We start from the raw sequence: 26,295 nt of genomic DNA, 5'->3' as shown, positions 1-26,295 counted from the left end.
TAGCCAGAACCATATTCTAGAGGATGCTTCTGGCCTAGAGGGGACGGACTTTCGTCACCAAGGTGTTCAGATCCGCCCAGTAGGCCTTGCCGGTCGCCGGGATGGACGCCATCAGCATCGCGGGCTTGGTCTTGCCGACCTCCAGCACCGACACCACGGCCCGGCCCTCCTGCTGCTTGCCCGCATGCGTGTAGGTGACCTCGAAACCGAGCGTCCACCCCTTGCCCGCGGGCGTCTTCTGGGAGCCGGTCCAGGCCAGCGTGGCGCCCTCGGGATACTGCGTGCGCAGCGTCCAACGAGCGGCTTGTACGGCGAGCTCGCGGTAGTCGGCGTCCGTCGACGGCTTGGTCCCGGCGTCGCCGGGCAGCATGGCCGAGGCGATCACCGTCTGCGGCACCGCCACCTTGCCGACACGCTGCGCGACCGCGAACGGCGGGAACGACCGGGCCGACCACGGCTTGCCGAGCCGGGGATAGCCGATGCCGCTGGTCTTGTCGGCGATCGTGCCGGACACGGCGCTGGCCTTCCCCGGCAGCTTGGCGAACGCCCGCTTCTCCGGCGGCTCCGGCACCGTCGCCGCCGCACCCCCGCTCGGCGGTACGGACGCCGTGGAGGCCGACGGCGAGGGCACCGGCTGAACCGGCACCACCGGCTCGCTCGCCGGCTGGTCGGTCACGTCACCCGGGAAGATCACGAACACCAGCAGCACGGCCAGAACGGTCGCCAGGATGGCTCCCAGCAGGTAGACGACCTTGATGGGGATGTCGCCGATCCGGCTGAGCAACCCGCCCTTCGGCGGCGGCGGAGGCGGCGGGAACGGCGGCAGCATGGGCGCCCCCGGCCCCGGAAACGCCCGCCCCGGCTGCCCCTCGGGCCCGAAAGCCCCGGACCCCATAGGCCCAGGACCCATAGAGCCGGACCCAGACCCCGGAGCCCCCGAACCCACAGGCCCGGGTCCCGAAAGCCCAGCATGCGGAGGGACCGGCCCCAGCCCCGAAGAGCCGGACCAGGAGGGGCCGGGACCCTGCTGCGCGAGACCTGGGGGCGGTGACACCGACCGCGGCCCCGCCCCTGGGGGCACGGACCGGGGCCCTGCCCCCGGAGACCCAGACGGCGGCCCGGCCGCCGGAGACGTGGACTGCGCCCCGGACCCAGAAGACGGCGACACCGGCCGCTGCCCGGAATCCGGGGACGTGGGTGCCGCCTGCCGCCCGAGTTTGGAGGCCAAGGACTCCGCCCCCGAGGACGGCGGCACCGGCCCCCGCTCTGCATCCGGGGACGGAGAGACCGGCCGCTTCCCAGCATCCTTGGACGGAGACGCAGACCCCTGCCCGGAATCCCCGGACGACGATGCAGGCCGTTTCCCAGCACCCTTGGACGGAGACGCAGACCCCTGCCCGGAATCCCCGGACGACGATGCAGGCCGTTTCCCGGCACCCTTGGACGAAGACGCCGGTCGTTTCCCGGTGCCCTTGGACGGGGATGTGGGCCGCTGCTCGGCGCCCTTCGCGGGCGGGTCCGCGCCCTCGGGCGGCGGGTCGGTGTCCGGGGTGGAAGGTGTGGGGTGGGATGCGGCTCCGGACTGCGCCCTGGGGAAGCTGACCGTTTTGTCCGTCGGCGGCAAAACGATCTTACGGAAGGGAGCGGTGGGAGCATCGTTCGTGTGGTCCTGGTCGCCGACGTCCGCCATGGGATGAGGCTACGTCACCCAAGGAAGGGATATTTCTGCTATTCCCCCTGCAGAACTTAATTCTGTAATGTCACGGTCATGAGGGGCTTCTATGAGATCGCGGCCGACGACCCGGAACGTGCCGCCCTGCTCGGCGCTGACACCACCACCTACGGAGACCTGCTCACCCAGGTGAACAGGGCCTCGAACGGCCTGCTGGCACGCGGAACCGGCCAGGGCGACACGGTGGTGACCGTGCTCAAGAACGGGCTCGACGCGCTGACCATGATGCTCGCCACCTACCAGATCGGCGCCTACCTGGTGCCGGTCAACTGGCATTTCACCGACGAGGAGATCGCGTACATCGTCGCCGACTGCGGCGCCGGGACCGTGGTCTCGCCGAAGCACCTCACGGTCGCCGACCTCACGGCGGGCCAGCCGGACGCCGCCCCCGAGCACCGGCGGGCCGGGTCCATGATGCTCTACACCTCCGGCACCACGGGCCGCCCCAAGGGAGTGCGCAGGCGGCTGCTCGACCTCACCCCCGAGGAGCTCCACCCGATCCTCATGCGCAAGAGCTGGACGCACTTCGGCCTGCCGCCCGACGGCGTGCACCTGGTGTGCTCGCAGCTCTACCATTCCGCGCCGTACGGCCAGGCGATGATGGCACTGCAGTTCGGGCACTCGATCGTGGCGCCGGAGCGGTTCGACGCGGCCGAGACACTGCGGCTGATCGAGCGGCACAGGGTGACGAACGCGTTCATGGTGCCCACGATGTTCCACCGGCTGCTGGCCGTACCGGATCGGAAGTCGTACGACCTGTCCTCGCTCACCCACCTCTACCATGGCGCGGCCCCCTGCCCGCCCGCGACCAAGCAGGCGATGATCGACTGGCTGGGCCCGGTGCTGTGGGAGTACTACGGCTCCACCGAGGCGGCGGTGGCCACCATGGTCTCCTCCGAGGAGTGGCTGGCCAGGCCGGGCACGGTGGGCAGGGCGCTGGGCGGGATGGAGTTCAGCGTCATCGGCGAGGACGGCGAGCCGGTGCCTCCGGGGCAGCCCGGATTGGTCTACATCGGCGGGATCAACCGGTTCGAGTATCACGGCGACCCGGCCAAGACGGCCGAGACCATGCGCGGGCGCGACTACACGCCGGGCGACATCGGCTATCTGGACGCGGACGGCTACCTGTTCCTGCTGGACCGCAGGACCGACCTGATCATCTCCGGCGGCGTCAACATCTACCCTGCTGAGATCGAGGCGGCGCTGCTGGAGCACCCGTCCGTGGCCGACGTGGCGGTGATCGGCGTGCCGGACCCCGAGTGGGGCCACACGGTCGTGGCGCTGGTCCAGCCGGTCACCGACGTCCCCGTGGGCGCGGATCTCACCGCCGAACTGCTGCGGCACTGCGAGCCCCGGCTGGCCAGGCTCAAGCACCCGCGCGTCATCGAGTACCGCGACGTCCTGCCCCGCACCCCCACCGGCAAGCTGAGCAGACGCCGGGTCCGCGAGGCGTATCTTTCCCGCTGAGCTGGGCACAAAGCCCTCCATGGGGAAGGTCGCCGGAGGGCTGGCCGCCGCGGTCCTGCTGACCGCGTGCGGAACGGCGGGCGCGCCGGTCGTCCCCCCACAGACCACCCCGGCCACCCCGGCCACCCCGCCTCCGGCCTCGGCCCCCGCCGCTCCCGTACAGGCCCTTGAGGAGGCGTACGAGCGCGTCATCGCCGAGGTGCTGCCGTCGATCGTGCAGATCAACACCAAGGTGGGCCTCGGCTCCGGCGTCGTCTACGACGCCGAGGGGCACGTCATCACCAACGCGCACGTGGTGGGCGAGGCGACCGTGATGAACGTGACGTTCGCCACCGGAGGCAGCCCGCGCAAGGCCAGGCTGGTCAAGACCTTCGCCGCCGGCGACCTCGCGGTCATCAAGGTGGACGACGCGCAGGGCCTGCAACCGGCCAGGTGGGGCGACTCGGCCAAGCTCAGGGTGGGCCAGCTCGTGCTCGCGATGGGCAACCCGCTCGGCCTGTCGGGCAGCGTGACCGAGGGCATCGTCTCGGCGCTCGGCCGTACGGTCACCGAGCCGGAGAGCCCCGGCTCGACCGGCGCGACCATCGCCGGCGCGATCCAGACGTCGGCGTCGATCAATCCGGGCAACAGCGGCGGCGCCCTGGTGGACCTGTCCGGGCGGGTGATCGGCATTCCGACCCTGGCCGCCTCCGACCCCACCATGGGCGGCGCGGCGCCCGGCATCGGGTTCGCCATCCCGAGCAACATCGCCCTGGACATCGCCGCCCAGATCATCGAGCACGGCAAGGTGATCAACAGCCATCGGGCCGCGCTCGGCATCAGGGGCAACACGATCATCGGCGCGGACGGGCAGCCGACGGGGGTGGGCGTCGGCGTCGTGGAGAAGAGCAGCGCCGCCGCCCGCGCCGGGCTCCGCGAGGGGGACGTCATCATCGCGATCGGCGGCCGGAGCACCTCCACGATGGCGGAGCTCACCGAGGCCCTGACCACCCACAGACCCGGCGACACGGTCCCGCTCAAGGTCGTCCGCCCGGACGGCAAGACCGACACCGTCACCGTCACCCTGGGCGAACTGTCAGGCGAATGACCGGCGACACCATCACCGTCACGCCCTCCGCGAGCGCGCCGGTGAGCGAGGCCGCCAGCGCCTGACCGGTCAGCATCCCGCTGCCCGCCAGCCCGAGCCCCTGCCCGCGCATCCGCTCGGGCAGCGCCGCGAGGTAGCGCTCCTGCGTGCCCAGGTGCCCGGCGAACCCGAACGACGCCACCGCCACCAGCACCGGCCGGCCGAGTCGCCCGCGTACGGCACGTACAGCGCCTCGGCGCCCACGATGAGCCCGTTCGGCGCCCACTGCACCAGCAGCAGGCCGCGCAGATTCCGGTCGCCGAGGAGCAGCCTCGCCCCGGCGATCGACCGCCGTGCGGTCGCGCGGGGTTCCCTGGTCCGCAGCCCCAGCCGGTAGAGCAGCGCCACCGCGGTGGCCGTCCCCGCGCCCGCCCAAGCAGCGCCAGCATGCCCCAGACCGGCAGCACGCCGAGCGCGAGCACCGCGAGCAGGCAGGCGTGCACCGCCTCCCAGCCGGCCAGCAGCGCCCTGGGCGGCAGGCGGTCGGCCAGGCCGCCGATCGGTCCTCTACGGTCGCACCGCGCTGGGTGACGCGCTCATGGCCTGACGTTGTAGACGATCTCGACGCGGCGGTTCTTCGCCCGGTTCTCGGCCACCGGCTTGCCGTCGACGACGTTGGGCATCTTGGGGCGGCTCTCGCCGTACCCCTGAGCCTGGAGGGTCACGCCCGCGCTGCTGAGCAGGCCGCGCATGGCCTGCTCCACGGCCTGCGCGCGGCGCCTGGAGAGTGTCAGGTTGTACGCGTCGGCGCCCTGGTCGTCGGTGTGGCCCTGGACCTTGACCACGCCGCCCGCGCTCTCGGCGTCGACCTTCGCCGCGACCTCGCCCAGCCGCTGCCTGGCCTTGGCCGTCAGCTGCCATTCGTCCAGCGCGAACAGCACGTCACTGGTGAGCGCGACCGTGACCTGCGTGCCCTCCTGGATCTCGCTCTCGGTGCCGTCGAGCGACTCGATCGCGCCGATGATGTCCTCGACGGGCAGCACCAGGTCCTCGACCACGCCGGTGGCGGACTCCGGCGGGGTGGTGGGCGGCGAGGTCAGCAACAGGGCGAGGGTGAGGCTAAGAGATCGGAACATCGGTGAACACGCCGATCATCGGCATCTCGATGTTGACCTTCGTCACGTCCGCCGGTGGGGCGGCGAAGAGGGCGTAGAGAGTGACCGTCTGGCCCTTCTTGAGGAACTCGCCCTGGGTGTCGGAGCACACACACTGCGCGTCGGACCCGGTGCCGTTGCGCGCGACCCGATACCGCTTGGCGTTGAGAGGGTCGATCAGGGAGACGCCCGACACCGAGTAGTCCAGGGTCGCGCTGCCCATGCCGTTGTGCATGTTGACCTCGCCGTCGACGACGGTGAGGGTCCAGTTGAGCGTGACGGTCTTGCCCTGCCGCTTGAGAACGGTGACATCGGCACGGGCGGTGCCACCGGCACCCGCGGCACCCGAGGCGACCTTGGTCTCCCGAGTGGCGATCACCTGGTCGGCCTGCGGCGCGGCGCTCTGCTCCAGAGGCCGGCCGCTCTGCTCCTGGGTGGGCTGCTGCTCGGTCGTGGGCTGCTGCTGAGCCGTGGCCTGCTGCTTCTCCTCGCCACCGCCGCCGCCTGGCTGTCCGGGGAGCATCCCGCAGCCGGTGAGCGCGACGGCGGCCACAGCCAGCGCGAGCGTCTTGCGCATGATTACGGTCACCTTTCGGGGTTTCAAACTCGTGACTCGAAGCTAGCGGGGCGACCTTCAGAATCCGCATAGTCCGCTATATCCGGCGCCGGTGCGCCTCCTGGGTGAGGCGCTCGGTCTCGGCCCGGCCCTGCTCATCGCCAAGGACGTCAAACTCTCCCATAGCACGCGCAAGCATCTCAACCGCCTCATCCATCTCATTGAGCTCGATGAGTGCCGCTGACAGGACGATCAGGGCGTTACCCCTGCCACGGCGGTCCCCGTACGCCGTGAACGTCTCCAGCGCCTGGCGAGCCGGCTCCACGACCCCCTCCGGCGAGCCCTGCGCCCGCGCGATCCTGGCCAGCACGAGCAGGCCCGCCGCCTCCGGCAGGCGGTCGCCGAGCCGCCGGTTGACGGCGATCCGCCGCCGCGCGCAGTCGTCGGCCTCGGCCAGGCGGCCCGCCTCCAGGTGCAGCCTGGCCAGGTCGAGGAGCGACTCGGCCTGGCCGCGCGGATCGCCCAGCTCGCTGTAGGCGGCCAGGCTCTCCTCCAGCAGCGGCTGATCCCGGCGCAGCGCGCCGAGGGCCCGCAGGGTGTCGGCCCGGCCCCGCTGGTCCGCCGCCTCCTCGAAGACCCGCAACGCCCTACGCAGCACCCGCTCGGCCTCGGCCGGGCGCTGCTCCACCATGCCGAGCCGGAGTGTGATCCGGGCCTGCTCCAGGCCCGCCACCAGGGGCTGGGCGGCCCTCAGGGCTGCGGCCGCCGCGTCATTACGGCCCTCGGCCCGGTGCAGGTCGGCCAGGCCGCGCAGCAGCAGCGCCTCACCCTGCCGGTGGCCCGCCGCCCTGGCCGCGTCGAGCCCCGTCGCCGTGGTGGCGTGCCAGTCGTCGTGGTGCCCGCCGAGCTCGAACAGCGGCGTGAGGTAGAAGGCCAGCCGCCAGGCCTCCTCGTACAGCCCCGCCCGGAAGAAGTCGCCGACCGTCGCCGACAGGAACCGGCGCTCCGCGCTCAGCCAGCGCGCCTCCTGCCGCAGCCTGCCGGTCTCCAGGAGTTGCTCGGCCGTGCGGACCAAGGTCCTGCCCGAGCCGGGCTCGGCGGGCAGCAGGGTGACCCTGGCGCGCCTGGTCCTGTCGAGGATCTCGGCCGCGCGGCCGGCCAGCACCTGGGCGGGGCCGCCCTCCTCCTCCGCCAGCCGTTCGGCCGCGTACAGCCTGGTCAGGTCGTGCCGGCCGTACCTCTCCTGACCCGCCTCGTCCAGCCCGCGCGACTGCAGCAAACCCGCCTCGGTCAGCGGCTCCAGATCCTCGCCCAGCACCCACGAGGCGAAGTCGGGCGCCGTCAGCGCGCCCAGGGCACGCAGCAGCCGCCGCTCGGACTCGGCCAGGCCGCGATAGCCCAGCGCCAGGCTGCCGCGCACGGCCAGGTCACCCGCGCTCAGCTCGTCCAGCCTGCGCCGCTCGTCGGCCAGGCGCCCCACCAGGTGCGCCAGCGTCCAGCCCCGCTTCCTGGCCAGCCGCGACCCGGCGATCCGGAGCGCCAGCGGCAGCGCGCCGCACAGCCGCACGAGCGTCCGCGCCGCCTCCGGCTCCGCCTCCACCCGGTCCCGCCCCGCCACGTTCGCGAGCATCCGCAGCGCCTCGTCCGGCTCCAGCACCCCCAGCTCGTACGCCCGCGCGGCCTCCAGCCCGGCCAGCGGTGACCGGCTCGTCACGATCGTCACGCTGCCCGGCCCGGTGGGGAGCAGAGGCCGTACCTGTGTCTCGTCGGCGGCGTCGTCGAGCACCACCAGCAGTCGCCGGCCGGACGTCAGCCTGCGATAGAGCCGCACCCGCTCGTCGAGCGTCGGCGGCACCGACCCGTCCGGCCACCCGAGCGAGCGCAGTAGATCCTCCAGCACGGCCCCCGGCGTCCGGCCGCCGAGCACCGCGTATAACCTCCCGCCAGGCAGATCGAGCAACGTCGCAGCCCGCACGGCCACAGCCGACTTCCCGCACCCGGGCGGCCCATGCACCACCAAACGCACCGGCGCCCCCACCATCGCCCCGGCACCCGGGCGCCCTGCCGCCGCACCTGCTCCGGATTCCCGTGCCATCGCACCAACCCCGGAGCCCTCCGCCGCCACCGCACCGGCTCCGGGCAGCCCTATGGGCGTGCCTTGGCCGGGGCCCGTCGAGGCCCCGCCAGGGGATCGGCTGGAGGCGAAGATCCAGGCGAGGACGTCCTCCCTCCCCGTGAAGTCCGAAATATCGGGCGGCGTCTCGTTGAGCGGGATTTTTCGCTCGTCGGGCGAAAAATCAGCCTCGCCGCCGTCCAGCACCCGCTGGTGCGCCTCCCGCAGCTCGGCCCCCGGCTCCAGGCCCAGCTCCTCCACCAGCGTCCGCCGCGCCTCCTGATAGACGGCCAGCGCCTCCGACCTGCGCCCCGCCTGCCCCAGCGCGGCCATGAGCTGCCCCCAGGCCCGCTCCCTGAGCGGATACGCGCCGACCAGCGCCCGAAGCTCGCCGACCACCTCACCGCCCCTGCCCAGCCGCAGGTCCAGCTGCACGCGCTCTTCGAGCGCGGTCAACCGCAGCTCTTCCAGAGGTACGGCATGCGCCCGGCGGAGCTCGGCACTGTCGATGCCCTCCAGAGCCTGCCCACGCCACAGCGACAGCGCGGCCCGCAACCCGTCGGCGGCCTCGGCGACCGCCCCTGCTTCCTCTGCTCTCCTGGCCTGGGCGACGAGCCGCTCGAACCGGTGGCAATCGACCTCGTCAGGATCGACCTCCAGCAGGTAGCCGCCCGGCACGGTGGCGATGCCGTCAACGATCTTGCGCAGCGCGCTGACGTACACCCTGAGCACCGACTCCGCCGAGACCGGCGGCCGCTCTCCCCACAGCGTCGCCATCAGCCGCTCGATCGACACCACCCGTCCCGCCGAGACGAGCAGCGCCACGAGCAGCGTCCGGTGCTTGGCCGGGCCTGGCTCCCGCCCGTCGTCGACCCGCAGCGGGCCCAGCACCCGATACCGCACGACCGTCATGCTCAGGCGCCTCTCAGCTCTGCGCGGGCCTGAGCGCGAACGACTCGAACCGCACCCGCAGCGCCCCGCCCGGCTCCGGGGCCGCGTGCACCCCCGCCTCGCTCGGACCGTAGGCGCCGGAGGCGTCGGCGGCCTCCGCGACGAGCCCCTCGTTCAGCCACATCCGCAGGGTCACCCCGTCTCCGCTCCCGGCGCACTCCGCCACGACCCGATTCGCCTTGACCACCTTTGCCGTCGCGGGACCGTACAGGATCTCGCCCGGCTGCCCCGTGCGGCGCTTGACGATGGAGACCTTGCCCAAGCCGCTCACGGCGAACTCGTAGCGGTCACCGGAGCCGGCGGCCCCATGGCACCACACACCGTACTCCCCGCTCCCCTCCTCCAGCGTGGCCCGCGCGCTGACCACCACGCCGCCGGGCTCCCGCCTGGGCGCGGACTTCCACAGCCGCCAGCCGTCCTTGACGGTCAGCACGTACCCCGAGGCGTCCTGCCGCGCGCTGCCGCCGTCGGTGGAGCCGACCGCCCAGGAGTCGGCGAAGTCCGTCTCGTACGGCCAGGTCTCCTCGGCGAGCCCCGGCACGACCACGGCCGCCACCCCCGCCGCGACGGCGACCGTCACCGCGGCGCCGCCGAGCAGCCACCTCTTGCGTCTCCCCGTCAGGGCGGACGGCCGCCGCGCCGCCTGCTCGGCCGCCTGCTGGGCCGCCTGCTGGGCTGACTGCTGGGCTGACTGCTGGGCCGGTGGCGGCGGCTCGGGGCTCGACCAGGTGCGCTCGACGACCTGGGTGGCCGAGGCGGCGCTGTGCCGGGTGCCGCCGAGCAGGTCGTCCAGGAGCCGCCCCACCGTGGGCCGCGCGCGCGGATCCTTGGCCAGCGCCCGCTCCACCAGGCCCCGGACGCCCTCGTCGAGGCCGTCGAGCCGGGGCTCCTGGCTGACGATCCGGTAGATGACCTCGCCAGGCGCCCCGGCGCCGAACGGCTGCCGTCCCGTACCGGCGTAGGCGATCACCCCGCCCCACGCGAACACGTCGGTCGCGGGCGTGAGCGGCTCGCCGCGCGCCTGCTCCGGTGCCATGAACGAGGGCGTGCCGAGGATGGCCTGGCTGACCAGGCTGTCGGTGTCCACGAGCTGGGCGATGCCGAAGTCGATCACCCGCGGCCCGAGCGGGGAGAGCAGCACGTTGGACGGCTTGAGGTCGCGGTGGATCACCCCCGCGCCGTGGATGGCGCTGAGCGCGGTCGCGATCCCGACCGCCAGCGCCTCCAGGTTGCCGCCGGACAGCGGCCCCTGATCACGTACGGCCTGCGCCAGGTCGGGACCCTTGACGTACTCGGTGACGAGGTAGGCGACGTCCCCGTCGATCCCGGCGTCCAGCACCGGGGCGGTGCAGAACCTGGCCACCCGGCGGGCGGCGGCCACCTCCCGGTCGAACCTGCGGCGGAAGGCGGGGTCGCGGGCCAGCGACGGATGGATCACCTTGACGGCGGCCAGCCCGCCGGTGGGGGTGGTGGCCAGATGCACCTCGCCCATGCCGCCCCGGCCGAGCACGCGCCGCAGCGTGTAGCCGCCGATGACCCGTTCGCCGCTCACCGCAGACAGAGTAGCCAGGTCCCGATTCTCCCGCTTCGCCCCTGGGCCAGGCGGGCGCCTGAGCCAGCCGTCAGGCGGGCGCCTGAGCCAGCCGGAATCGGGACGGCGCGATCCCGTAACGGTCGACGAAGGCCTGCCGCAGGGTCTCCGCGGTGCCGAAGCCGCAGCGGGCCGCGACCGCCGCCATCGGCAGGGAGGTCGAGGCCAGCAGATGGGCCGCGGCCTCGGTACGGGCCTGCCGGACGTACCGGCCCGGCGTCTGGCCGAGGTGCTTGAGGAACAGGCGGGTCAGGTGCCGCTCGCTCACCCCCGCCCCGGCGGCCAGGGTGGGCGTGGTCAGGTCGGCGTCCAGATGGCCGCAGATGTGCTCGACGGTCCGTCTGACCAGGCTGTTGGAGGCGGGCGGCGCGCTGACGAACATGCTCATCTGCGCCTGGTTACCGGGACGCTGAAGGTAGGTCACCAGGCCGCGGGCGACCGTGCGCGACAGCTCGACGCCGTTGTCCTCCTCGACGAAGGCGAGCGTGAGGTCCAGGGCGGCGGTGACCCCCGCGGAGGTGGCGTAGTCGCCGTCGCGGATGAAGATCGGATCGGCGTCGACCTTGACCTCGGGGTGGAGGGTGGCCAGGCGCTGCGCCCACTGCCAGTGGGTGGTGGCGCGACGGCCGTCGAGCAGCCCGGTGGCGGCCAGCACGTAGGCGCCGGTGCACACCGACGCGACGCGGCGGCTCTGCCTGGCCAGGCGGCGGACGTGGCCGACGATCAACGGGTTCGCGGCGGCGTTCTCGCAGCCGATGCCTCCGGACACGATGAGCGTGTCGATCGCCCCGGTGACCCGTTCGAGGGTGAGCTGGGCCTGGAGGGTCAGCGCGGAGTCGGTGACGATGGGGTGGCCGCCGGGGGTGGCCAGGCGCACTTCGTAGCAGGGGGCGGCGCCGTGCCAGTTGGCGCTCTCCAGCGCCGAGGTGACACAGGCGATGTCGAGTAACTGCGCGGCGTCGTAGCCGACCACTATGACGCGACGTGTCTCCATGCCCCCGACTCTAGGTCCGGAAGACGGAGAGCCCAAGATTCCGGACCTCCACATCCGCCTTCCTCGCCCCGGGCCCCGCCCTGCCGCACAGTCATGGACATGACTCCTATCACGTCGAACACCACGGTCCGCCGCTGGGCAAGGTTCGCCTGGCACTACGTGGAGATGGTCATCGCGATGTTCGCCGGGATGATCATCCTGGGATTCGCGCAGTCCGCCGCCGGCCTCGACTTCACCTACCAGAACGACCCGGAGATCGCCTCCCTGCTGATGGCGTTCAACATGTCCGTCGGGATGGCGGCCTGGATGCGCTTCCGCGGGCACCGCTGGCCCGTCACGCTGGAGATGTGCGGCGCGATGTTCGTGCCGCTCGTGCCGTGTTTCCCGCTGCTGTGGCTCGGGCTCATCGACGGCGGGGCGCTGATGCTCGTCTCGCACGTGGCGATGTTCCCGGCCATGCTGGCCGTCATGCTCATGCGCCTGGACGAGTACGCGGGCTGCGCTCGTTAGCGCTTGGCCTTGCGGTAGCCGTCCAGGACGTCCTGCCGCAGCAGGTGCCCGAACCCGGCCCGCACCAGCCGGAGCCCCAGCGCGGCCGCGTCGGTGCCGAGCGCGGCCGCGGTGTCCGGCAGGCTCCAGTCGTGCTCGGCCAGCTTGCTGATCAGATAGCCGCGCCTTGTCTGCGCCTGGGAGAGCCTGAAGGTCTTCAGGTACGCCGTCCGCCCGTCGGCGTCGTCGATCGTCTCGCCGATGTGGTTCTCGGCGTGCCGCTCGAAGGCGGGCAGGAAGCGCCGCAGGGTGTAGCGGCCGAGCCGGTGGACGTCCTGCACCTGGGCCGGTGCGGCGAGCAGTCCCGCCGCCATGACGGAGTCGTGGAAGCCGGCCCACTCCCGCTCCTGCCGCACGGCCTGCGCCCGCAGGTCCGCCAGCGAGGCGACCGCCTCCTCGTCGATCACCGCGGGGAAGTCCCTGACGGGGTGGAGCAGGGCGTACTCGTAGACCAGCTCGCCGTACAGGTCCCGGATCAGCGTGGGGTGCAGCGCCCGGTAGTCCTCCTCGTGCGGCACCACGAAGGCGCTGGCCAGGGAGTCGGCGGCGTACAAGAGCAGACCGCACTGACCGGGATGGATCTCGAAGACGCGCAGCGCGTCGTCGAGGCCGTCCACCTGGGCTCCGGTGTAGGCCTCCTCGACCCGAGGCGACAGGCCCCGCCTGACGGCCTGCGACGACCATTCCTCCCACATGATCGCGGGGCCGCCGAAGTGCAGCGCGAGGAAGCCTTCCAGGGCGAGGTGCAGGGGGAGGAAGCGCAGCCGGTTCTTGTCCACCCGCCGGGCCATCCGGCGGCGGGTCCTGACCGGGATGTGCTGCCGCGGCTCGGCGAGCTGGGTGCCGTACGCGGCGGCGGGCATGCCGTCGTCGGTCCACGACGCCACGAAGGCATGCGGGACATACGAGATGTACGTCGATCTGTCGGGCAGGTCGACCAGGGACAGTTCGTCGCCGTACACCTTGACGTGCAGGCGCAGGTCCATGATCGGCTCCGGCCGCACCAGCGGCACCAGCCGGATCGCCCCCCACGTCTGCGCGGGCCGGGTCTCCAGCCCGGTGAGGTCGATCATCGGCGTGCCACCCTGTCCTTGAGACGCGTCATCGGCCCGCCGCCCTGTCTTCGAGGCCCGCCGCCCTGTCCGCCAGGTAGGACCGCAGCTCGGCGGGACCGCTCCGCCCCTCGGCGAACTGGGCCAGCTCCACCAGCGCGGGCAGGTCCTCGGCGTCGCGGATCCCGGCGGTCGGCACCGACGCCGACAGCCGCCGCACGTCGTACCGCCCGGCGTCGTACACCGGGTTCAGATGCACGATGCCCACCTCGCCCAGGGGATCGAGCTTGCGCCGCCACACCCGCAACACCTCGGCCGCCAGCCCCGGCGGCGCGTTGTCCCAGCCGTCGGAGACGATGACCAGCCGGTCGGGCCGGGTTTCGAGCGCGTCGATGATCCGCTGACCGAGCGGCGTCGCCCCCGAAGGCCGCACCCGCACCGCGTCGGCCCGCCCCGACAGCCACAGCCCCTGGTAGGTCCCGGCCAGCGCCGCCAGCAGGTAGTGGCAGGCCAGCGCCACCGCCAGCGGGCGATGCCGCTTCACCGGCGAGCCGAAGGAGGAGAAGCTGTCGTCCAGCACCGCCGTGACGGTCCCCCAGGTGCCACGGCGCGCCCCCGCCACCCGCGCGGCCGCCGACCGCAGCGCCGCGACATGCTCATGCGTCCGCTCCGCGACAGGCAACGACAGCACGTACGACGCCACCCGCACCAGCGGCATGGCGGCCAGATCGGCCCCGCTGTCCACACCCGCGCTCTTCGCGGACTCCGTCAGCCGCAGCCGCTCCAACCGGGTCAGCCGGGGCGCGATCCGCTCCAGGAACACCTTCCTGTCGATCCCGTGCCTGGCCGCGAACCCCTCCGCGGCGGTGTACGGCAGCTCGTAGAGCGCCTTCTTGTCGTAGTGCGCGCGCCGCCAGGCCTCCAGCACCGGCGTGTCGTACTTCGCCCGGCTGAGCGGCGCGAACAGGAAGTCCCCCAGCTCGCCCGGCAGCCGCAGATGCGCGTGCCGCACCGCCGCCTTCACCGCCGCGCGGTACTTGACCGCGTCGAAGGCCAGATCGGGGCGGGCCAGCAGCCAGTCACGGATGATCGCCCTGGTGCGCCGGTTGTTGACCCCGTCACGCCGCAACTCCCGGAACAGCCGGTAGACGCGCGGCGGGCTCATCCGGCCCAGCCGCCAGGCGATCAGCTTCCCGTCACCGCTGCCCGGCGTCGCCAGCAGGTTGCGGACGATCATCGCCGCGTTGTGGTCGTTGATGTCCAGGGCCAGCGCCGCGGCGTAGAGGTCGGGGTAGTTGCCGTGCACGTAGCGGTGCAGGAAGTCCAGGGACAGCCGCTGCCGGGACGCCCCGCTGTGGAACTCGCGCTGCCCGGTGGAGGTGATCGCCGCGTTCGCGAAGAGGAGCACGTCCTCGCACTCGATCAGGTCGGCGTAGGTGTCCATCGGTCCCTCCGACTGGTCGGGCCGGCCGGGGAATGGGGGCACGAGCTGCGAGAGCATCGCTGTACAGGCGGGTTCCGGAAGTCGCACCGAAGTCCCGCGGCCGACCTGATCTCGGACCATACCGGCTACCGCCACCCCACGCGACACCATTTCCCGCGATAACGCCATGAGGACCGCTTTCACCGCAGGTGGAAGGCGGCGGGGTGAAAATCGCTAAGGCGAGCGGGGTGGAGCTTCAGGCGGGCGGGGTGGAGCCGGTAGGCGACAGCGGCGGCGGCGCTGGGAGGCGCCGCCGCTGCTCGTGGGTCAGGCCGCGGTGCGCTCGGTGTCGTGTTCCTGGAGGAATCGCTGGAGGCCGGCCAGGTCGTCGGTGTTGAGGTGGTCGACGTCCGCCGCGACCAGCTCGCGCCAGATCGCGTCCCTGGCGGCACCCGCCGTGTCGGGCGTCGCCCAGAAGCGGACCCGCTGCCCGTCACGGTGCGCGGTCGCCACGATCTCCCGCAGCTTCGCCCGCTCCGCCTCGGGCATCTCGCCCTGTCCGGCCCAGCTGAAGTGGTTGGTCCAATTGTCGCTGATCAGCGGGACCAGGGAGGCCCCGCCCTGTCCCAGATCCGACATGCGGCCGTCGTAGAAGGCGTACCGCCGCTCCTGGGACGCCATGAGGTCACGCGGCCGGTCGCCGCTGATGACCACCGTCACCGCCCCGGGCTTCACCTTGCCCTTGTGGTAGGTCGTCAACATCTTGCGGTACGTGCGCAGCACCCGGTCGATCTCGGTGTAGGTGGCGACGCCGTTGTTCTTGATGTCGACCAGGAGCTGAAGCTGCTGGCGGCTGCGGGGATAGACGTGCCCGTGCCCGGCGCGGACCCGCTGGGCCAGCGGGTCGAGGTAGAGCGACTGGAGGGTCCGGCCGGCCACCAGGTCCTCCGGGTCGTGCCCGACCCGCAGCTCGCCGTCCACCAGGTAGACGTCGGCCTCGACGCTGGCGAACCCGTGGTCGAGCGCGTCCTGCAGCGGACGGTCGTGCTCGTAGTCGTTGTGGGCGTGGGCACGGGGCAGCGGCTGGACACCGGTGGCCGTCGCCGGGGCCGTCACCACCAGCAGCATCGCCCCCGCGGCGACCAGCGCGCCCAGAGCTCGACGGATCATTACATCCCCTTCACACGATTCGATGCCAGAGATGTAAGACACGCTAAGTGGGCAAGGTGTGACCCAAGTGGCTTTTGTCGTAATACTGGGCGCCCAGTCGGTTCACCACGCGCCCAGCGGGCTCACCCCTCCCCTGTCAGCTCCCGCCTGCGCCGCAGCAGCGCGGCCCGTACGGCATGCGCCCGCACCGTGACCACGGCCGACACGACGATGAACGTGGCCCCGCCCACGACGGCCGGGATCACGCCCGCGTCTCTCCCGGCGGCCACCGCCACGATGAGCGCCGTCGTCACGGTCGAGACCGCCACGGCCAGCCAGCCCGCGATCACCCGATCCAGCGCGAACAGCGGCGCCCTCCTCCTGATCACCCACCCTCCGTAACCCGCCCAGGCCAGGCAGAACCCGGCGAGCAGGGCGAAGGCGGCCTGAGTGTGGCCCGGCAGCGGGCCCGGCTCGGTAGCCCACAGCAGGGCCACGAAGATCGCCCCGGCCGCCCCCGCGATCAGGGCCACCACCCCGCCGGCCCGCCGCCACGGGGACAGCGCCCCGTCCAACCGGCCGATCATGTCCTCCGCCGACAGACCCGGCTCATCGCTCATCGCTGGAATCCTTTCTCCTCGAGGTGGTCACGCAGCAGACGACGGGCCCGGTGGAGCCGGGACTTGATCGTGCCGGGCGGGACGGCGCAGATCTCGGCGCAGTCCTCGATCGACAGATCCTCCAGGTAGAACAGCACCAGGACCTCCCGCTCCAGAGCCGGCAGCCCGGACAGCCCGGCGACCAGCTCGGCCCGGTCCACCAGCTCGGCGATCGCGTCCCCGGCGACGCGCTCGTCCTGGAGCGGCGACTCGGCCCTGCCGTACTCCTCGCGCAGCCGGTCCGCCACCGCCCGCCTGGCGATCGTGAACAGCCAGGGGACGAACCTGCCCGGCTCCGCCAGCCGGGGCAGCCCCCGGATCACGGCCAGCCAGATCTCCTGGGTCACGTCGTCGGCCCTCTCGGCGTCCAGCATCCGGCGCACATACCTCCACACCGGCGCATGCCAGGCCCGCACCAACTCCGTGACGGCCTCACGCTCGCCCAACTGGCAGCGGACCACCAGCAACTCGTCGGTCATCTCGTTCTCCTGTCGCCCGTCACCCACCACAGTCGGAGAACGAGCCCTCCAGGTTCACCATCCGCCGACCCCGCACCGGCCGCCACCGGCGGGCGGTCCAGGCCACGATCCAGCAGGCTCATGGCAACCCTCGGCAGACCTTGAGGCCGGCCAGGCCCAGAAGGCATTGTGCTTCTTCGCCAACGGGGTCGAGGGCACGCCGGCCGGCTACCCCACCTTCAACGGCTTCGACGGCCGTAGCTTCGAAGCCGCGAGCTGACGCACCCCGGCGGCGCTATGAGCTCTTGAGGCGGATGCCCTCGATCGCGATGTCCAGCAGCCGCTCCGCCTGCTCGTCGTCATCGTGGTGCTCGGTGGCCAGGGAGATGGCGGCGAAGAGCTCGAGGACGTCCTCGACGAGCAGGCCGGGACGCACGGCGGACGCCTGTTGTGCTCGTCGCAGGAGTTCGCGCGCCGCGTTGGCGATCGTCGCCTGGCAGCCTTCGCCCTGCTCCAGCAGGTCGGCGTCCCGGCCGTCGCGCAGCAGTGAGGCGGCCAGGCCGCGACTGGCGGCCGCGTAGGCGTTGAGGTCCCGCAGCCAGGCGAAGAGAGCAGGGCCCGGCTCGTTCTCCTTCGCGCGTTGCGCCGCCATGGCGCACAACTCCTCGACCCGGTCATGGAAGACCGCTTCGAGCAGGGCCCGGCGGGAGGGGAAGAGCCGGTGCAGTGTCGCCGATCCCGTCCCGGCTCGACGGGCGATCTCCTTGAGGGAGGCGCCGGCGCCCTGCTGGGCGATGACCTCCCGGGCCGCGCTGACGATGCGGTCATAGTTGCGCTGGGCGTCCGCGCGCAGGGGTCGTGGCTGGGCGGCGTGGGCCATGACCACCTCCAGGTTTTGACAATCGGACCGGCTGTCCGGTTAGAGTAGCCGAAGATAAGTGGGCTATCGGCCCACTTATATTCGGAGTGATGGGGGAGATCATGCGCGCCGTCCAATACACCCGTTTCGGCCCTCCCGAGGTGTTACGCGTCAACGACGTGCCAACGCCTCGGCCCGGGCCGGGAGAGATACTCGTCGAGGTCCGCGCCGCGAGCGTGGACGCCGGAGAGCTCGCCTTCCGCGCGGGCAAACTGCGCGCCATCAGCCGGGCCCCCTTCCCCCGCGGCCTGGGAACCGACTTCACCGGCCGCGTCGCGGCCCTGGGCTCCGGAGCTTCCGCCTGGAGTGTGGGCGAGGAGGTGTGGGGGCTGATGCCGCACTTGACCTTCGGCGCCATCGCCGACCACGTCACCGTTCCCGAACAGCGGCTCGCCCGAGCGCCGAAGAACCTGAGCCTGCTGGATGCCGCCGCCCTGCCCGTGTCGGGGACCACCGCCATCACCGCCCTGACGGACAAGGCCGGCCTCATCAGCGGCGAACGGCTCCTGGTCCGCGGTGCCACCGGGGGCGTCGGCAGCATCGCCGTACAACTGGGCAAAGCGCTCGGCGCCCACGTCACCGCGCTCGCCGGCGCCCGCAATCTCGACTGGGTCACCGAACTCGGCGCCGACGTGGCGCTGGACTACCGCACGACCCGTCCGCAGGATCTCGGCCACTTCGAGGTGATCCTCGACGTCGTGGGCACCGACCTCGGGGCCTACCGGGCCCGGCTCACGCGGGGTGGCCGCATGGTCGCGATCGCCTTCGACCAGGACCGCATCCTGACCTCCATGGTCACCATGGGATTGCGGGCCGCCCTGTCACCCCGGCGGATGAAGCTCTTCAGCAACAACCCCTCTCCCGCCCGGATCGCCGAACTCACGGCCTCCGCCGAGGCGGGAAGCATCCGCCCGGTGATCGACACCGTCTACCCGATCACCGGCATCGCAGCGGCTCACGAACGACTCGAAACCGGCGGCGTCCGCGGGAAGCTCATCATCGACATGCGGCTCTGACACCCGAGCGTACGTCCACAGAACGACGGAAACCGCCTCCCACCTGCGGCCTGATCGCAGATGGGAGGCGGTTTGTCACTGTGTCGCGGAGTGCGGAATCACCGCTGAAGGGAGTTCGAGATCTCACCAGAGGGTCCGCCGGCTGAGGCGGAAGAGGCGGTCGCAGCGCCGACGCCGAGCGTGAGAAGACCGGCCACGGCCACCACGGCGAGCTTCTTGAGCAGTCTGACGTGCTTCACGAGACCTCCACATAGATGCGAATGTGCAGGCGAGCCTATGCACGACAGGAATGCGCGAGTGTCAGGTGAACACCCGACAAGCTTCGTCCCCCGCTGAGCGCGCCGAGTCCCGGGCCGAGTCCCGCGGCGCGAGCCGCTGGCGAGTCATTTGTAAGTTGCCTGTAAGCCGACACCTCTACACCTGCATATGTGCACCAAACCGCCGAAAGTCTACACAAGACGGCTTTCCATCCGCCATCGTCGCAACCAGGCCCGGCCCTCTCGTCACCCTGTCGATCTGAGTTGAAGGATGTGAGCGCTCCGCATGGCGCTGGAGGTTAGATTCCTCGGACCGTGGCAGGTCCTGGCCGATAACGAACCGGTCCGGTTCGCCGGGCGACGACGCATCGGTGTGCTGGCCAGACTCGCCCTGGACGCCGGGCGGGCCGTACACGCCGAGCGGATCCTCACCGACATCTGGGGAGACAGCACCGCGGCGACCGCGGACAAACAACTCCACATCGTGATCTCCAAGCTCCGCGAGGTTCTCGACCCGCACACGTCCGAAGAGCTCATCCAGACCGTGCCCAGCGGCTACCGGCTCGCGCTCGAACCCGACCGCATCGACGCCCTGCTGTTCACCCGCCTGGCCGAACGCGCCCGCACCGCCCAGGCGCAGGGGGCCGGCGCCGCCGCGGACGCCCTGTTCCGCCGAGCTCTGCAGTTGTGGCGAGGCGAGCCACTGGCCGAGCTGTCCGTCCCCTGGGCCCGCATCGAAGCAACCCATCTGCAAGAAGAGCACCTCGCCTTGCTGGAGGACCACACCGATCTGCGCCTCGCCGCCGGCGATCACCACGCGGTGGCCGCCGACCTGGCCGTGCACGTACGGGCCCACCCCCTGCGCGAACGCCCCGCCGCCCAGCTCATGCTCGCCCTGCACCGGGCCGGCCGCCCGTCCGAAGCGCTCGCCGTCTACCGGGACACCCGCCGGAGCATGGTCTCCGAACTCGGCATCGAGCCCGGCGCCGAACTACGCCGCCTGCACCAGGCCGTCCTGGTCAAGGACCCGGTCCTCGACCTGACCGCCCCGGCCCAGCGGATCGCGGTCGGCGAGCCGTACATCCCCGCCGAACTCCCCGCGGACACCCACGCCTTCACCGCCCGCGCCACCGAGATCCACCGCCTGCGCACCGCACTCGGCCCCGCCGACGGATCCACCCACGGGCCCGCTCACGGGCGCACCCAGGGGCCCGCTCAGGGGCCCACCGTCACCGTGATCGACGGCCCCGGCGGCATCGGCAAATCCGCCCTGGCCGTCCACGTCGCCCACGCCATGGCCGCCCGGTTCACCGACGGCGTCATCTACCTCAACCTGCACGGGGCCACCCCCGGCCTCGACCCGCTGACCCCTGCCGAAGCCCTGCGCCACCTGCTGCGCTCCCTCGGCCTGGACGGCACCGCCGTCCCCGCGGAGCCCGACGAGGCCGCCACCCGCTATCGCTCCCTGACCGCGACCTGCAACCTGCTGGTCATCCTGGACAACGCCCGCGACGTCCGCCAGATCCGCCCGCTCATCCCCGCCGGCCCTGGCTGCCGGACTCTGGTCACCAGCCGGAACCCGCTGACCACCCTGGACAACGCCCGCCACCTCCACCTGGGCACCCTGAACGCCGACGACGCCGCCACACTTCTGTCCCGCCTGGCCGGACCCGACCGGGTACGCGCCGAGCCGCAGGCGGCCGAGCGACTCGCCCACCTGTGCGGCGGCTTCCCCCTCGCCCTGCGGATCGCCGGCGCCCGACTGGTCGCCCGCCCCGACTGGAGCCTGTCCGACCTGGAAGCACGGCTGGCCGACGCGACCCGCCGCCTGGACGTGCTGGAGTATGCCGACCTGGCCGTCCGCGCCAGCATCGCGGTCAGCCACCAGCACCTCCACGAGGAACCCGCCGGCCGCGACGCCGCCCACCTGCTGCCCCTGCTCGGCCTGCTCGGCCTGCCCTCCTACACCCCGGCCGCCACCGCCGCCCTGACCGGCTGGCCCCGCCACCGCGCCGAAGAAGCCCTGGAACGCCTCCAGGACGCCCGCCTCCTCGAACCCGCCGGACCCGATCGCTACCAGTTCCACGACCTGGTCGGCCTCTACGCCCGCGAATGGGCGCACCAGAACCTGCCCGAGGAGGAACGCACCACCGCCGTACGACGTGCGCTCCACCACTACCTGACCACCATCTGGGCGGTGAGCACCATGCTCAGCGGCGACGCCGTACCGCGCTGCCCTGTCGAGCTGCCCGAGGCCACCTTCGAGGGCCTGACGGAGGCGGGAGAATGGGTCCGGGCAGAGCGGGACAACGTCCTCGCCGCCGCGCACCAGGCGCTGGACGGCCCCGACCCGGCGAGCGGCGTCGGCCTGGTCCTCGGTCTCCACTGGCCGTTCTGCTACCAGGGATGGCACACGCAACTGGCCGACGTCTACGCGCAGGCCATCGAGGTGGCCGATCGCGTCGCGGCATGGGAGGACAAGGCGCAGCTCCGCAGCTTTCTCGGCTGGGTCTACCGAGACCAGGGCCGCTACGACGCCGCGATCGCGCAACTGAAGACGGCTTCCACCGACTGGGACCGCGCGGGCCTGCCTCGGCGCAAGGCCGGGGCGCTCAACAACCTCGGTGTCATCAACACGATCGCAGGCCGCCTCGACGAGGCACTCGGCTACTTAGAGTCCGCCTTGACGCTCACCGACGACGCCGAACGCCCAGGGGCCGCGGCCACGATCCGGAACAACCGGGTGCACGTCTACTACCGGCAGGGGCGCTTCGACGAAGCGCTCGCGGAGGCACGCCAGTTGGTGCGGCTGCGGTCGGAAGTGGGCCCACTCGCCGATACGGGCATCGCCCACGGTTCGCTGGGCGACGTCTACCGTCATACCGGTCGGCTGAACGAGGCGGTGGAAAGCTACACGACGGCCCTGCGGCTGTTCAGCAAGTCGGGATACCGCCTGAAGGAGGCCCTGACGCGCTGGTGGCTGGGCACCACGCTGCACGACCTCGAACGGCACGGCGAAGCGCGGAAACAGTGGGCGGAGTCCGTCCGCCTCCTGTGCGACGCCCGTCTGCTCACGCCAGGGGAGGCGGCCGAGATCCTCGCCCAGGCCGTGCCCGAAACGCCCCAGCCGATCAAGAACCAGCTCTGACGAGCCGCGGGCCCTGACAGACGCGAAACCGCCCCCTACCTGCGGCCTAATCGCAGGTAAGAGGCGGTTTGTCACACAGTGGAGGTGGCGGGAATCGAACCCGCGTCCTTCAACCCCAAGACAGGGCTTCTCCGGGCGCAGCCTGCTACGTTTTTCTCAGCCCCGGTGATCATGCAGGCAAGTGCACCGACGGGCTCAGCCACTGTTTGGTTTCCCGATCAACCCCGTGGCCGGGTCGATCGGTTGAGCCTTCTAGCGATGCCAGATCCCAGGCCGAAGGCACTCCCGGGCTGACAGAGGTTTTACGCTACTTAGGCAGCGAGGGCCAGGGAGTCCTGGCCCACCTCAGCGTGCTTGTTATTGGCACTTAATGTTTGCGGTCACAGGATTAACGAGGTTATGTCCGCCGTCCTCGGCCCGCTTCACCTGACTTGCAAAGTCAAAGTCGAAGCCGGTCACCCCCATGTAGTTGTCAACACGCTCCCCGTGAGGAGCGAGCAATATGACGATACCCTTCACAACACCCAGGATGCCAACTCAATTCCCGGGGCCACGGGCGCGGATATGCCGAAACCCCCGGGAACGCCGCACAGCAGCTCACGTTCCCGGGGGTCGACCGGCAGGGTCGAGCCGGTCCGGACGGCAGGACTTCCCCCGAGATGAAGTCCTGATCTCATCACGGCGACTGAGCCCGCAACCCCCCGAGCGGGTCCAGTCACTAGGTAAGACGCAGCCGGACCGCCGAATGGTTGCTCTATGTCACAAGAAAATCACGAACGGTCGTCGAGGGCCGCGAAGAAGTAGCCCGCCACGGCCGCCGGGTCGTAGCTCCGGGTGAGCGCGGCGACCGCCACGTCCCCCTGCCAGCCGACGAACCACGCCATCTGCCTGTCCTCGCCGACGCCCTTCGCCGTCACGCCGTAGACCCGGTCCCGTCCGTTCTGGGCCGGGGTGCCGACGGAGCCGGCCCGCATCATCGAGACGAGCGCCTTGCGGACCCGCGGATCGACGGACACCGGCTGGACGGCCGGGGCCGGCGACGCCTCGGCCGTGGCGTCGGGCGAGTTCGGCTCGGTGACCAGCAGAGGCGGGCGCCAGGTGCCGGAGGCGACCGCCCCCGCGATCAGGGCCATGCTGAGCGGGCTGACCTCGACGTTCTGGCCGGCGATGGCCTTGGCCTTGTCGGCGTCGCTGGACACCTTGGGCAGCGAGCCGCTGAACGACTTGAGCGGCAGCCGCCACGTCTGTCCGATGCCGAAGTTGTGGGCGCTCTTGGCCAGCTCCTCGCCGCTCACCCGGCGGGCCAGCGAGGCCAGCGCGGTGACGCAGCCCTTGGCGAAGTTCTCCTGGAAGGTGGGCGAGGCGCCGGTGACCTGGCTGGCGTGCACGAATTTCGCGCCGCCGACCGTCCGCTCCGCCGGGCACGGCAGCTTCTGCTTGGGAGACACCCCGCCCTTGAGGAGGGCGTCGGCAGCCACGATGGAGAACGCGGTCCCGGCGGGGAATCTGCCGGCCAGCGCGTCCTTCTCCTGGTGCAGGCCCTTGCTGCCGACCGCCAGGATCTCGCCCGTCGACGCCTTGACCGCCACCAGGGCGCTGGTGCGGGTCTCGGAGACCGCCCGCTCGGCCGCCGCCTGCACGGAGCTGTCGATCGTGGTCCGCACCGAGATGTTCTGCCTGCCTGGCCACTCCTGCAGGGCGGCGACCTCCCTGCCGGTCTTGAGGTCCAGGGTGATGACCGTGGTCCGGGTGGATCCGGTGAGGTAGTCCTGGTAGGCCTGCTGCAGGCCGCTCTGACCGATGGAGTCGCCCGCTCGCTGCGGGCCGCCGAGCTTCTGCTCCGTCTCGGGGGTGAGCGCGCTGACCTTGCCGACGATCTGCTTGGGATCGTCCGGGTCGACGGGCTGCTCCTGGGGCACGGTCTTGAGCTCGGGGATCGCGTCGAGCTTCGACTTGACCTGGAGGTATCGGGTGCGGCCGAACGTGACCAGCGGCACGGTCACGTTCGGCGGCGCGGATCGGATCCGGCTGAGCAGCCGGTCCTCGGCGTAGCCGGTGATCTCCGTGAGCTGCTCGACGACCTGCTCGGCCCGGTCACCGAGCTGCGAGGGCACGACACCCGTGACGTACAGGAAGGTCTGGTCCTGCAGGGAGTTGCCGTCCTTGTCGACGATCGGCTGGCGCGGCTGCGGCTCGGACTTGACGGCGAACCGCTGCCCCTCCTTGAGCTGGGGGTGCAGCACCGACGGCGACCAGCGCACCTTCCACTGACCGTCGACCAGGTGCAGCGGCAGCACGCCCTCGTAGGTCCACAGGGGGTTGTTGTCCCCCAGGTCGACCTCCACGCCGAACTCGGCCCGCGACTCCTCGCCCTCCACCTTGAGGCTCTTGATCTTGAATCGGAAGGAGGCGGCGTCGAGCTGGAGCTTGGCGTCGGCCAGCGCTCCGCGGACCTTCTCCTGGTCGGCGTCGGTGCGGGCGGCCGCCAGGGCGTAGTCGTTGGACTGCCAGCCGACCAGGAAGTCGCGCACCGCGTCGTGCGGCGACGACTCCTCGAAGCAGGCGGTCAGGGTCATGCTCGCGATCGCCATGGTGACGGTCGCGGCGATGGCGCGGCGGGCTCGGCTCATCGGTTGTGGTGCCGGAGCGCCCGAGCCATCTCCCGCTTGGCCTGCTGCTCGGCCAGCGACTGCCGCTTGTCCCAGTCCTTCTTGCCGCGCGCGATGCCGATCTCGACCTTCGCCTTGCCGTTCAGGAAGTAGAGCGAGAGCGGCACGATCGTGAGCCCGCCCTCCTTCGTCTTCGCGGCGAGCTTGTCGATCTCCTTGCGGTGGAGCAGGAGCTTGCGCTTACGGCGGGCGGCGTGGTTGGTCCACGTCCCCTGGCTGTATTCGGGGATGTGGACGTTCATCAACCACGCTTCGCCGTCGTCGATCGTGGCGTAGCCGTCCGAGAGCGAGGCGCGACCCTCACGCAACGACTTCACCTCGGTGCCCTGCAGCACGAGCCCCGCCTCGAAGGTGTCCTCGACGTGGTAATCGTGCCGGGCACGCTTGTTCTGGGCGATGACCTTCCGCCCGGTCTCACGTGGCATGCTCTGACCTTACCGGCGTTTCGTCAGACCCTGAGGTAGCGACGAAGTGTGACGAATGACGCCAGCACACAGATGACCACGCCGATGACCATCGTCAGGGTGATGACCGAGGCGACGTCGTTCCAGCCGATCTCCGCGCCGCGCGCCAGCTGGGCGCCGATCTCCTCGAACAGGAACACCTTCGCCAGGATCAGCAGGACCGCGGCGAACACGCCGCCGATCAGGCCGGCGATCATGCCCTCCATGACGAAGGGCAGCTGGATGTAGAGGTTGGAGGCGCCGACCAGCCGCATGATGCCTGTCTCACGCCGTCGGTTGAAGGCCGACAGCCGCACCGTGTTGCCGATCAGCAGAGCCGCCGCAAGCACCAGGACGATGGCGACGACGAGCGCTCCGGCGCGCAACTTGTCCAGCAACTCGAAGACCTTGCTGACCAGGTCCTTCTGGTTGAGCACCTGGGCGACGCCCGGCTGTCCGGTGAGGGCCTGGACGATCGGCTGGTAGTCGTCCGGGTTCGTCAGCTTCACGCGGAAGGACGTGGGCATGTCCTCCGCCTTGGTCGCGGCGACCAGCGCCTTGTTGGAGGCGTAGGCTTCCTGGAAGTTCTTGTAGGCGGCGACCTGGTCCTCGAAGAACACCTCCTCGACCCCGGGCAGCCCCTGGATCTGCTTCTGCAGCGCCTGGGTCTGCGGGTCCGTGATCGCCTTGCCCTTGCAGGATTCGCTGGCGTTGTTCTTGTTGCACAGGAAAACTGATACTTCGACCTTGTCGTACCAGAAGTCCTTCATCATCGTAACCTGGGCGTTGATCATCAAGCCGACGCCCAGCATCGCCATGCCGACCGCCACGGTGATGATGACCGCGATCGTCATGGTCAGGTTGCGACGGAGGCCGATCCAGACCTCGGAGAAGATGAAGTTCGCCCGCATGGTTTGTCTGCTGCTCCC

The 26,295-nt window shown here is 71.2% G+C and carries 22 protein-coding genes and 1 other RNA gene; 5 read left to right on the top strand and 18 right to left on the bottom strand.

What is annotated here, in order from left to right; translation table 11 throughout:
- Window positions 1–34 precede the first annotated feature (34 nt).
- The gene (locus tag ACIBQX_RS25730; protein ID WP_397008656.1) at window positions 35–829 is read right to left on the bottom strand and encodes a hypothetical protein; all 795 of its coding nucleotides are present in this window, start codon (window positions 827–829) and stop codon (window positions 35–37) included.
- Between the two features lie 939 nt (window positions 830–1,768).
- Here ACIBQX_RS25730 and ACIBQX_RS25725 point away from each other — a divergent pair.
- Window positions 1,769–3,199 carry an AMP-binding protein gene (locus tag ACIBQX_RS25725; protein WP_397008654.1) on the top strand — a complete coding sequence of 477 codons (1,431 nt, stop codon included), beginning with the start codon at window positions 1,769–1,771 and terminating at the stop codon, window positions 3,197–3,199.
- Between the two features lie 19 nt (window positions 3,200–3,218).
- The gene (locus ACIBQX_RS25720) at window positions 3,219–4,286 is read left to right on the top strand and encodes a S1C family serine protease (RefSeq protein ID WP_397008652.1); all 1,068 of its coding nucleotides are present in this window, start codon (window positions 3,219–3,221) and stop codon (window positions 4,284–4,286) included.
- On the opposite strand, the gene ACIBQX_RS25715 is transcribed toward ACIBQX_RS25720, so the two are convergent.
- The 6 genes from ACIBQX_RS25715 to ACIBQX_RS25690 all read right to left on the bottom strand — a co-directional run bounded on the left by ACIBQX_RS25715 (window position 4,258) and on the right by ACIBQX_RS25690 (window position 11,624).
- A complete protein-coding gene (locus ACIBQX_RS25715) occupies window positions 4,258–4,551 on the bottom strand; it encodes a hypothetical protein (RefSeq protein WP_397008650.1) in 294 nt (97 codons plus the stop codon). The genes ACIBQX_RS25720 and ACIBQX_RS25715 overlap by 29 nt on opposite strands.
- Window positions 4,552–4,861: 310 nt before the next feature.
- Window positions 4,862–5,401 (bottom strand): OmpA family protein, encoded by a 540-nt coding sequence (locus ACIBQX_RS25710; protein WP_397008648.1) that lies wholly within the window; start codon window positions 5,399–5,401, stop codon window positions 4,862–4,864.
- On the bottom strand, window positions 5,385–5,996 hold the full coding sequence (locus ACIBQX_RS25705; RefSeq protein WP_397008646.1) for a hypothetical protein: 612 nt from the start codon (window positions 5,994–5,996) through the stop codon (window positions 5,385–5,387). The genes ACIBQX_RS25710 and ACIBQX_RS25705 overlap by 17 nt, the downstream gene beginning before the upstream one ends.
- A gap of 76 nt (window positions 5,997–6,072) precedes the next feature.
- The gene (locus tag ACIBQX_RS25700; protein WP_397008644.1) at window positions 6,073–9,000 is read right to left on the bottom strand and encodes a BTAD domain-containing putative transcriptional regulator; all 2,928 of its coding nucleotides are present in this window, start codon (window positions 8,998–9,000) and stop codon (window positions 6,073–6,075) included.
- Between the two features lie 13 nt (window positions 9,001–9,013).
- Complete coding sequence (locus tag ACIBQX_RS25695) at window positions 9,014–10,591, bottom strand: protein kinase (RefSeq protein WP_397008642.1); 1,578 nt, start codon at window positions 10,589–10,591, stop codon at window positions 9,014–9,016.
- 70 nt (window positions 10,592–10,661) lie between these two features.
- Complete coding sequence (locus ACIBQX_RS25690) at window positions 10,662–11,624, bottom strand: GlxA family transcriptional regulator (RefSeq protein WP_397008640.1); 963 nt, start codon at window positions 11,622–11,624, stop codon at window positions 10,662–10,664.
- A 99-nt stretch (window positions 11,625–11,723) separates the two neighbouring features.
- On the opposite strand from ACIBQX_RS25690, the gene ACIBQX_RS25685 reads away from it, so the two are divergent.
- A complete protein-coding gene (locus ACIBQX_RS25685) occupies window positions 11,724–12,134 on the top strand; it encodes a hypothetical protein (protein ID WP_397008638.1) in 411 nt (136 codons plus the stop codon).
- On the opposite strand, the gene ACIBQX_RS25680 is transcribed toward ACIBQX_RS25685, so the two are convergent.
- The 6 genes from ACIBQX_RS25680 to ACIBQX_RS25655 form a co-directional block, all read right to left on the bottom strand.
- On the bottom strand, window positions 12,131–13,246 hold the full coding sequence (locus ACIBQX_RS25680; protein WP_397008636.1) for an ARPP-2 domain-containing protein: 1,116 nt from the start codon (window positions 13,244–13,246) through the stop codon (window positions 12,131–12,133). The two genes, ACIBQX_RS25685 and ACIBQX_RS25680, sit on opposite strands and share 4 nt — an antisense overlap.
- 28 nt (window positions 13,247–13,274) lie before the next feature.
- A complete protein-coding gene (locus tag ACIBQX_RS25675; protein WP_397008634.1) occupies window positions 13,275–14,669 on the bottom strand; it encodes a hypothetical protein in 1,395 nt (464 codons plus the stop codon).
- Between the two features lie 306 nt (window positions 14,670–14,975).
- A complete protein-coding gene (locus ACIBQX_RS25670) occupies window positions 14,976–15,818 on the bottom strand; it encodes a phosphatidylinositol-specific phospholipase C/glycerophosphodiester phosphodiesterase family protein (protein WP_397008632.1) in 843 nt (280 codons plus the stop codon).
- 122 nt (window positions 15,819–15,940) lie between these two features.
- Window positions 15,941–16,417, bottom strand: a complete 477-nt coding sequence (locus ACIBQX_RS25665; RefSeq protein ID WP_397008630.1) for a hypothetical protein — start codon at window positions 16,415–16,417, stop codon at window positions 15,941–15,943.
- Entirely contained in the window at window positions 16,414–16,935 is a 522-nt protein-coding gene (locus ACIBQX_RS25660) for an RNA polymerase sigma factor (RefSeq protein WP_397008628.1), read from the bottom strand. Before ACIBQX_RS25660 ends, ACIBQX_RS25665 begins: the two co-directional genes overlap by 4 nt.
- Before the next feature lie 274 nt (window positions 16,936–17,209).
- Window positions 17,210–17,794, bottom strand: a complete 585-nt coding sequence (locus ACIBQX_RS25655) for a TetR/AcrR family transcriptional regulator (RefSeq protein ID WP_397008626.1) — start codon at window positions 17,792–17,794, stop codon at window positions 17,210–17,212.
- 89 nt (window positions 17,795–17,883) lie between these two features.
- On the opposite strand from ACIBQX_RS25655, the gene ACIBQX_RS25650 reads away from it, so the two are divergent.
- Window positions 17,884–18,849, top strand: coding sequence for an NAD(P)-dependent alcohol dehydrogenase (locus ACIBQX_RS25650; RefSeq protein ID WP_397008624.1), 966 nt, complete (start codon window positions 17,884–17,886; stop codon window positions 18,847–18,849).
- Window positions 18,850–18,947: 98 nt separating this feature from the next.
- On the opposite strand, the gene ACIBQX_RS25645 is transcribed toward ACIBQX_RS25650, so the two are convergent.
- Complete coding sequence (locus ACIBQX_RS25645; protein WP_397008622.1) at window positions 18,948–19,088, bottom strand: hypothetical protein; 141 nt, start codon at window positions 19,086–19,088, stop codon at window positions 18,948–18,950.
- A 304-nt stretch (window positions 19,089–19,392) separates the two neighbouring features.
- Between ACIBQX_RS25645 and ACIBQX_RS25640 the strand changes: the two genes are divergently transcribed.
- Window positions 19,393–22,254 carry a BTAD domain-containing putative transcriptional regulator gene (locus ACIBQX_RS25640; RefSeq protein ID WP_397008620.1) on the top strand — a complete coding sequence of 954 codons (2,862 nt, stop codon included), beginning with the start codon at window positions 19,393–19,395 and terminating at the stop codon, window positions 22,252–22,254.
- A gap of 76 nt (window positions 22,255–22,330) precedes the next feature.
- On the opposite strand, the gene ssrA is transcribed toward ACIBQX_RS25640, so the two are convergent.
- From ssrA to ftsX, 4 genes are all read right to left on the bottom strand, one after another.
- Window positions 22,331–22,717: a transfer-messenger RNA gene (gene ssrA / locus ACIBQX_RS25635) on the bottom strand.
- Between the two features lie 307 nt (window positions 22,718–23,024).
- Entirely contained in the window at window positions 23,025–24,884 is a 1,860-nt protein-coding gene (locus ACIBQX_RS25630; RefSeq protein ID WP_397008618.1) for a penicillin-binding transpeptidase domain-containing protein, read from the bottom strand.
- The gene (gene smpB, locus ACIBQX_RS25625; protein ID WP_397008616.1) at window positions 24,881–25,348 is read right to left on the bottom strand and encodes an SsrA-binding protein SmpB; all 468 of its coding nucleotides are present in this window, start codon (window positions 25,346–25,348) and stop codon (window positions 24,881–24,883) included. Before smpB ends, ACIBQX_RS25630 begins: the two co-directional genes overlap by 4 nt.
- 23 nt (window positions 25,349–25,371) lie before the next feature.
- On the bottom strand, window positions 25,372–26,277 hold the full coding sequence (gene ftsX / locus ACIBQX_RS25620) for a permease-like cell division protein FtsX (RefSeq protein ID WP_397008612.1): 906 nt from the start codon (window positions 26,275–26,277) through the stop codon (window positions 25,372–25,374).
- Between the last annotated feature and the right edge of the window lie 18 nt (window positions 26,278–26,295).

This window comes from Nonomuraea sp. NPDC049714 (genome assembly GCF_044465295.1).
In the GTDB taxonomy this organism is placed as follows: domain Bacteria; phylum Actinomycetota; class Actinomycetes; order Streptosporangiales; family Streptosporangiaceae; genus Nonomuraea.
This window is presented reverse-complemented; position numbering and strand designations above follow the sequence as displayed.

Bases quoted from the DNA above. Each gene is read 5' to 3' on its own strand.
- ACIBQX_RS25730 (WP_397008656.1), bottom strand. From the start codon at position 829: ATGCTGCCGCCGTTCCCGCCGCCTCCGCCGCCGCCGAAGGGCGGGTTG.
- ftsX (WP_397008612.1), bottom strand. From the start codon at position 26,277: ATGCGGGCGAACTTCATCTTCTCCGAGGTCTGGATCGGCCTCCGTCGC.
- ACIBQX_RS25660 (WP_397008628.1), bottom strand. From the start codon at position 16,935: ATGACCGACGAGTTGCTGGTGGTCCGCTGCCAGTTGGGCGAGCGTGAG.
- ACIBQX_RS25720 (WP_397008652.1), top strand. From the start codon at position 3,219: ATGGGGAAGGTCGCCGGAGGGCTGGCCGCCGCGGTCCTGCTGACCGCG.
- ACIBQX_RS25710 (WP_397008648.1), bottom strand. From the start codon at position 5,401: ATGTTCCGATCTCTTAGCCTCACCCTCGCCCTGTTGCTGACCTCGCCG.
- ACIBQX_RS25680 (WP_397008636.1), bottom strand. From the start codon at position 13,246: ATGATCGACCTCACCGGGCTGGAGACCCGGCCCGCGCAGACGTGGGGG.
- ACIBQX_RS25665 (WP_397008630.1), bottom strand. From the start codon at position 16,417: ATGAGCGATGAGCCGGGTCTGTCGGCGGAGGACATGATCGGCCGGTTG.
- ACIBQX_RS25675 (WP_397008634.1), bottom strand. From the start codon at position 14,669: ATGGACACCTACGCCGACCTGATCGAGTGCGAGGACGTGCTCCTCTTC.
- ACIBQX_RS25685 (WP_397008638.1), top strand. From the start codon at position 11,724: ATGACTCCTATCACGTCGAACACCACGGTCCGCCGCTGGGCAAGGTTC.
- ACIBQX_RS25700 (WP_397008644.1), bottom strand. From the start codon at position 9,000: ATGACGGTCGTGCGGTATCGGGTGCTGGGCCCGCTGCGGGTCGACGAC.
- ACIBQX_RS25630 (WP_397008618.1), bottom strand. From the start codon at position 24,884: ATGAGCCGAGCCCGCCGCGCCATCGCCGCGACCGTCACCATGGCGATC.
- ACIBQX_RS25690 (WP_397008640.1), bottom strand. From the start codon at position 11,624: ATGGAGACACGTCGCGTCATAGTGGTCGGCTACGACGCCGCGCAGTTA.
- ACIBQX_RS25650 (WP_397008624.1), top strand. From the start codon at position 17,884: ATGGGGGAGATCATGCGCGCCGTCCAATACACCCGTTTCGGCCCTCCC.
- ACIBQX_RS25655 (WP_397008626.1), bottom strand. From the start codon at position 17,794: ATGGCCCACGCCGCCCAGCCACGACCCCTGCGCGCGGACGCCCAGCGC.
- ACIBQX_RS25670 (WP_397008632.1), bottom strand. From the start codon at position 15,818: ATGATCCGTCGAGCTCTGGGCGCGCTGGTCGCCGCGGGGGCGATGCTG.
- smpB (WP_397008616.1), bottom strand. From the start codon at position 25,348: ATGCCACGTGAGACCGGGCGGAAGGTCATCGCCCAGAACAAGCGTGCC.
- ACIBQX_RS25705 (WP_397008646.1), bottom strand. From the start codon at position 5,996: ATGCGCAAGACGCTCGCGCTGGCTGTGGCCGCCGTCGCGCTCACCGGC.
- ACIBQX_RS25640 (WP_397008620.1), top strand. From the start codon at position 19,393: ATGGCGCTGGAGGTTAGATTCCTCGGACCGTGGCAGGTCCTGGCCGAT.
- ACIBQX_RS25725 (WP_397008654.1), top strand. From the start codon at position 1,769: ATGAGGGGCTTCTATGAGATCGCGGCCGACGACCCGGAACGTGCCGCC.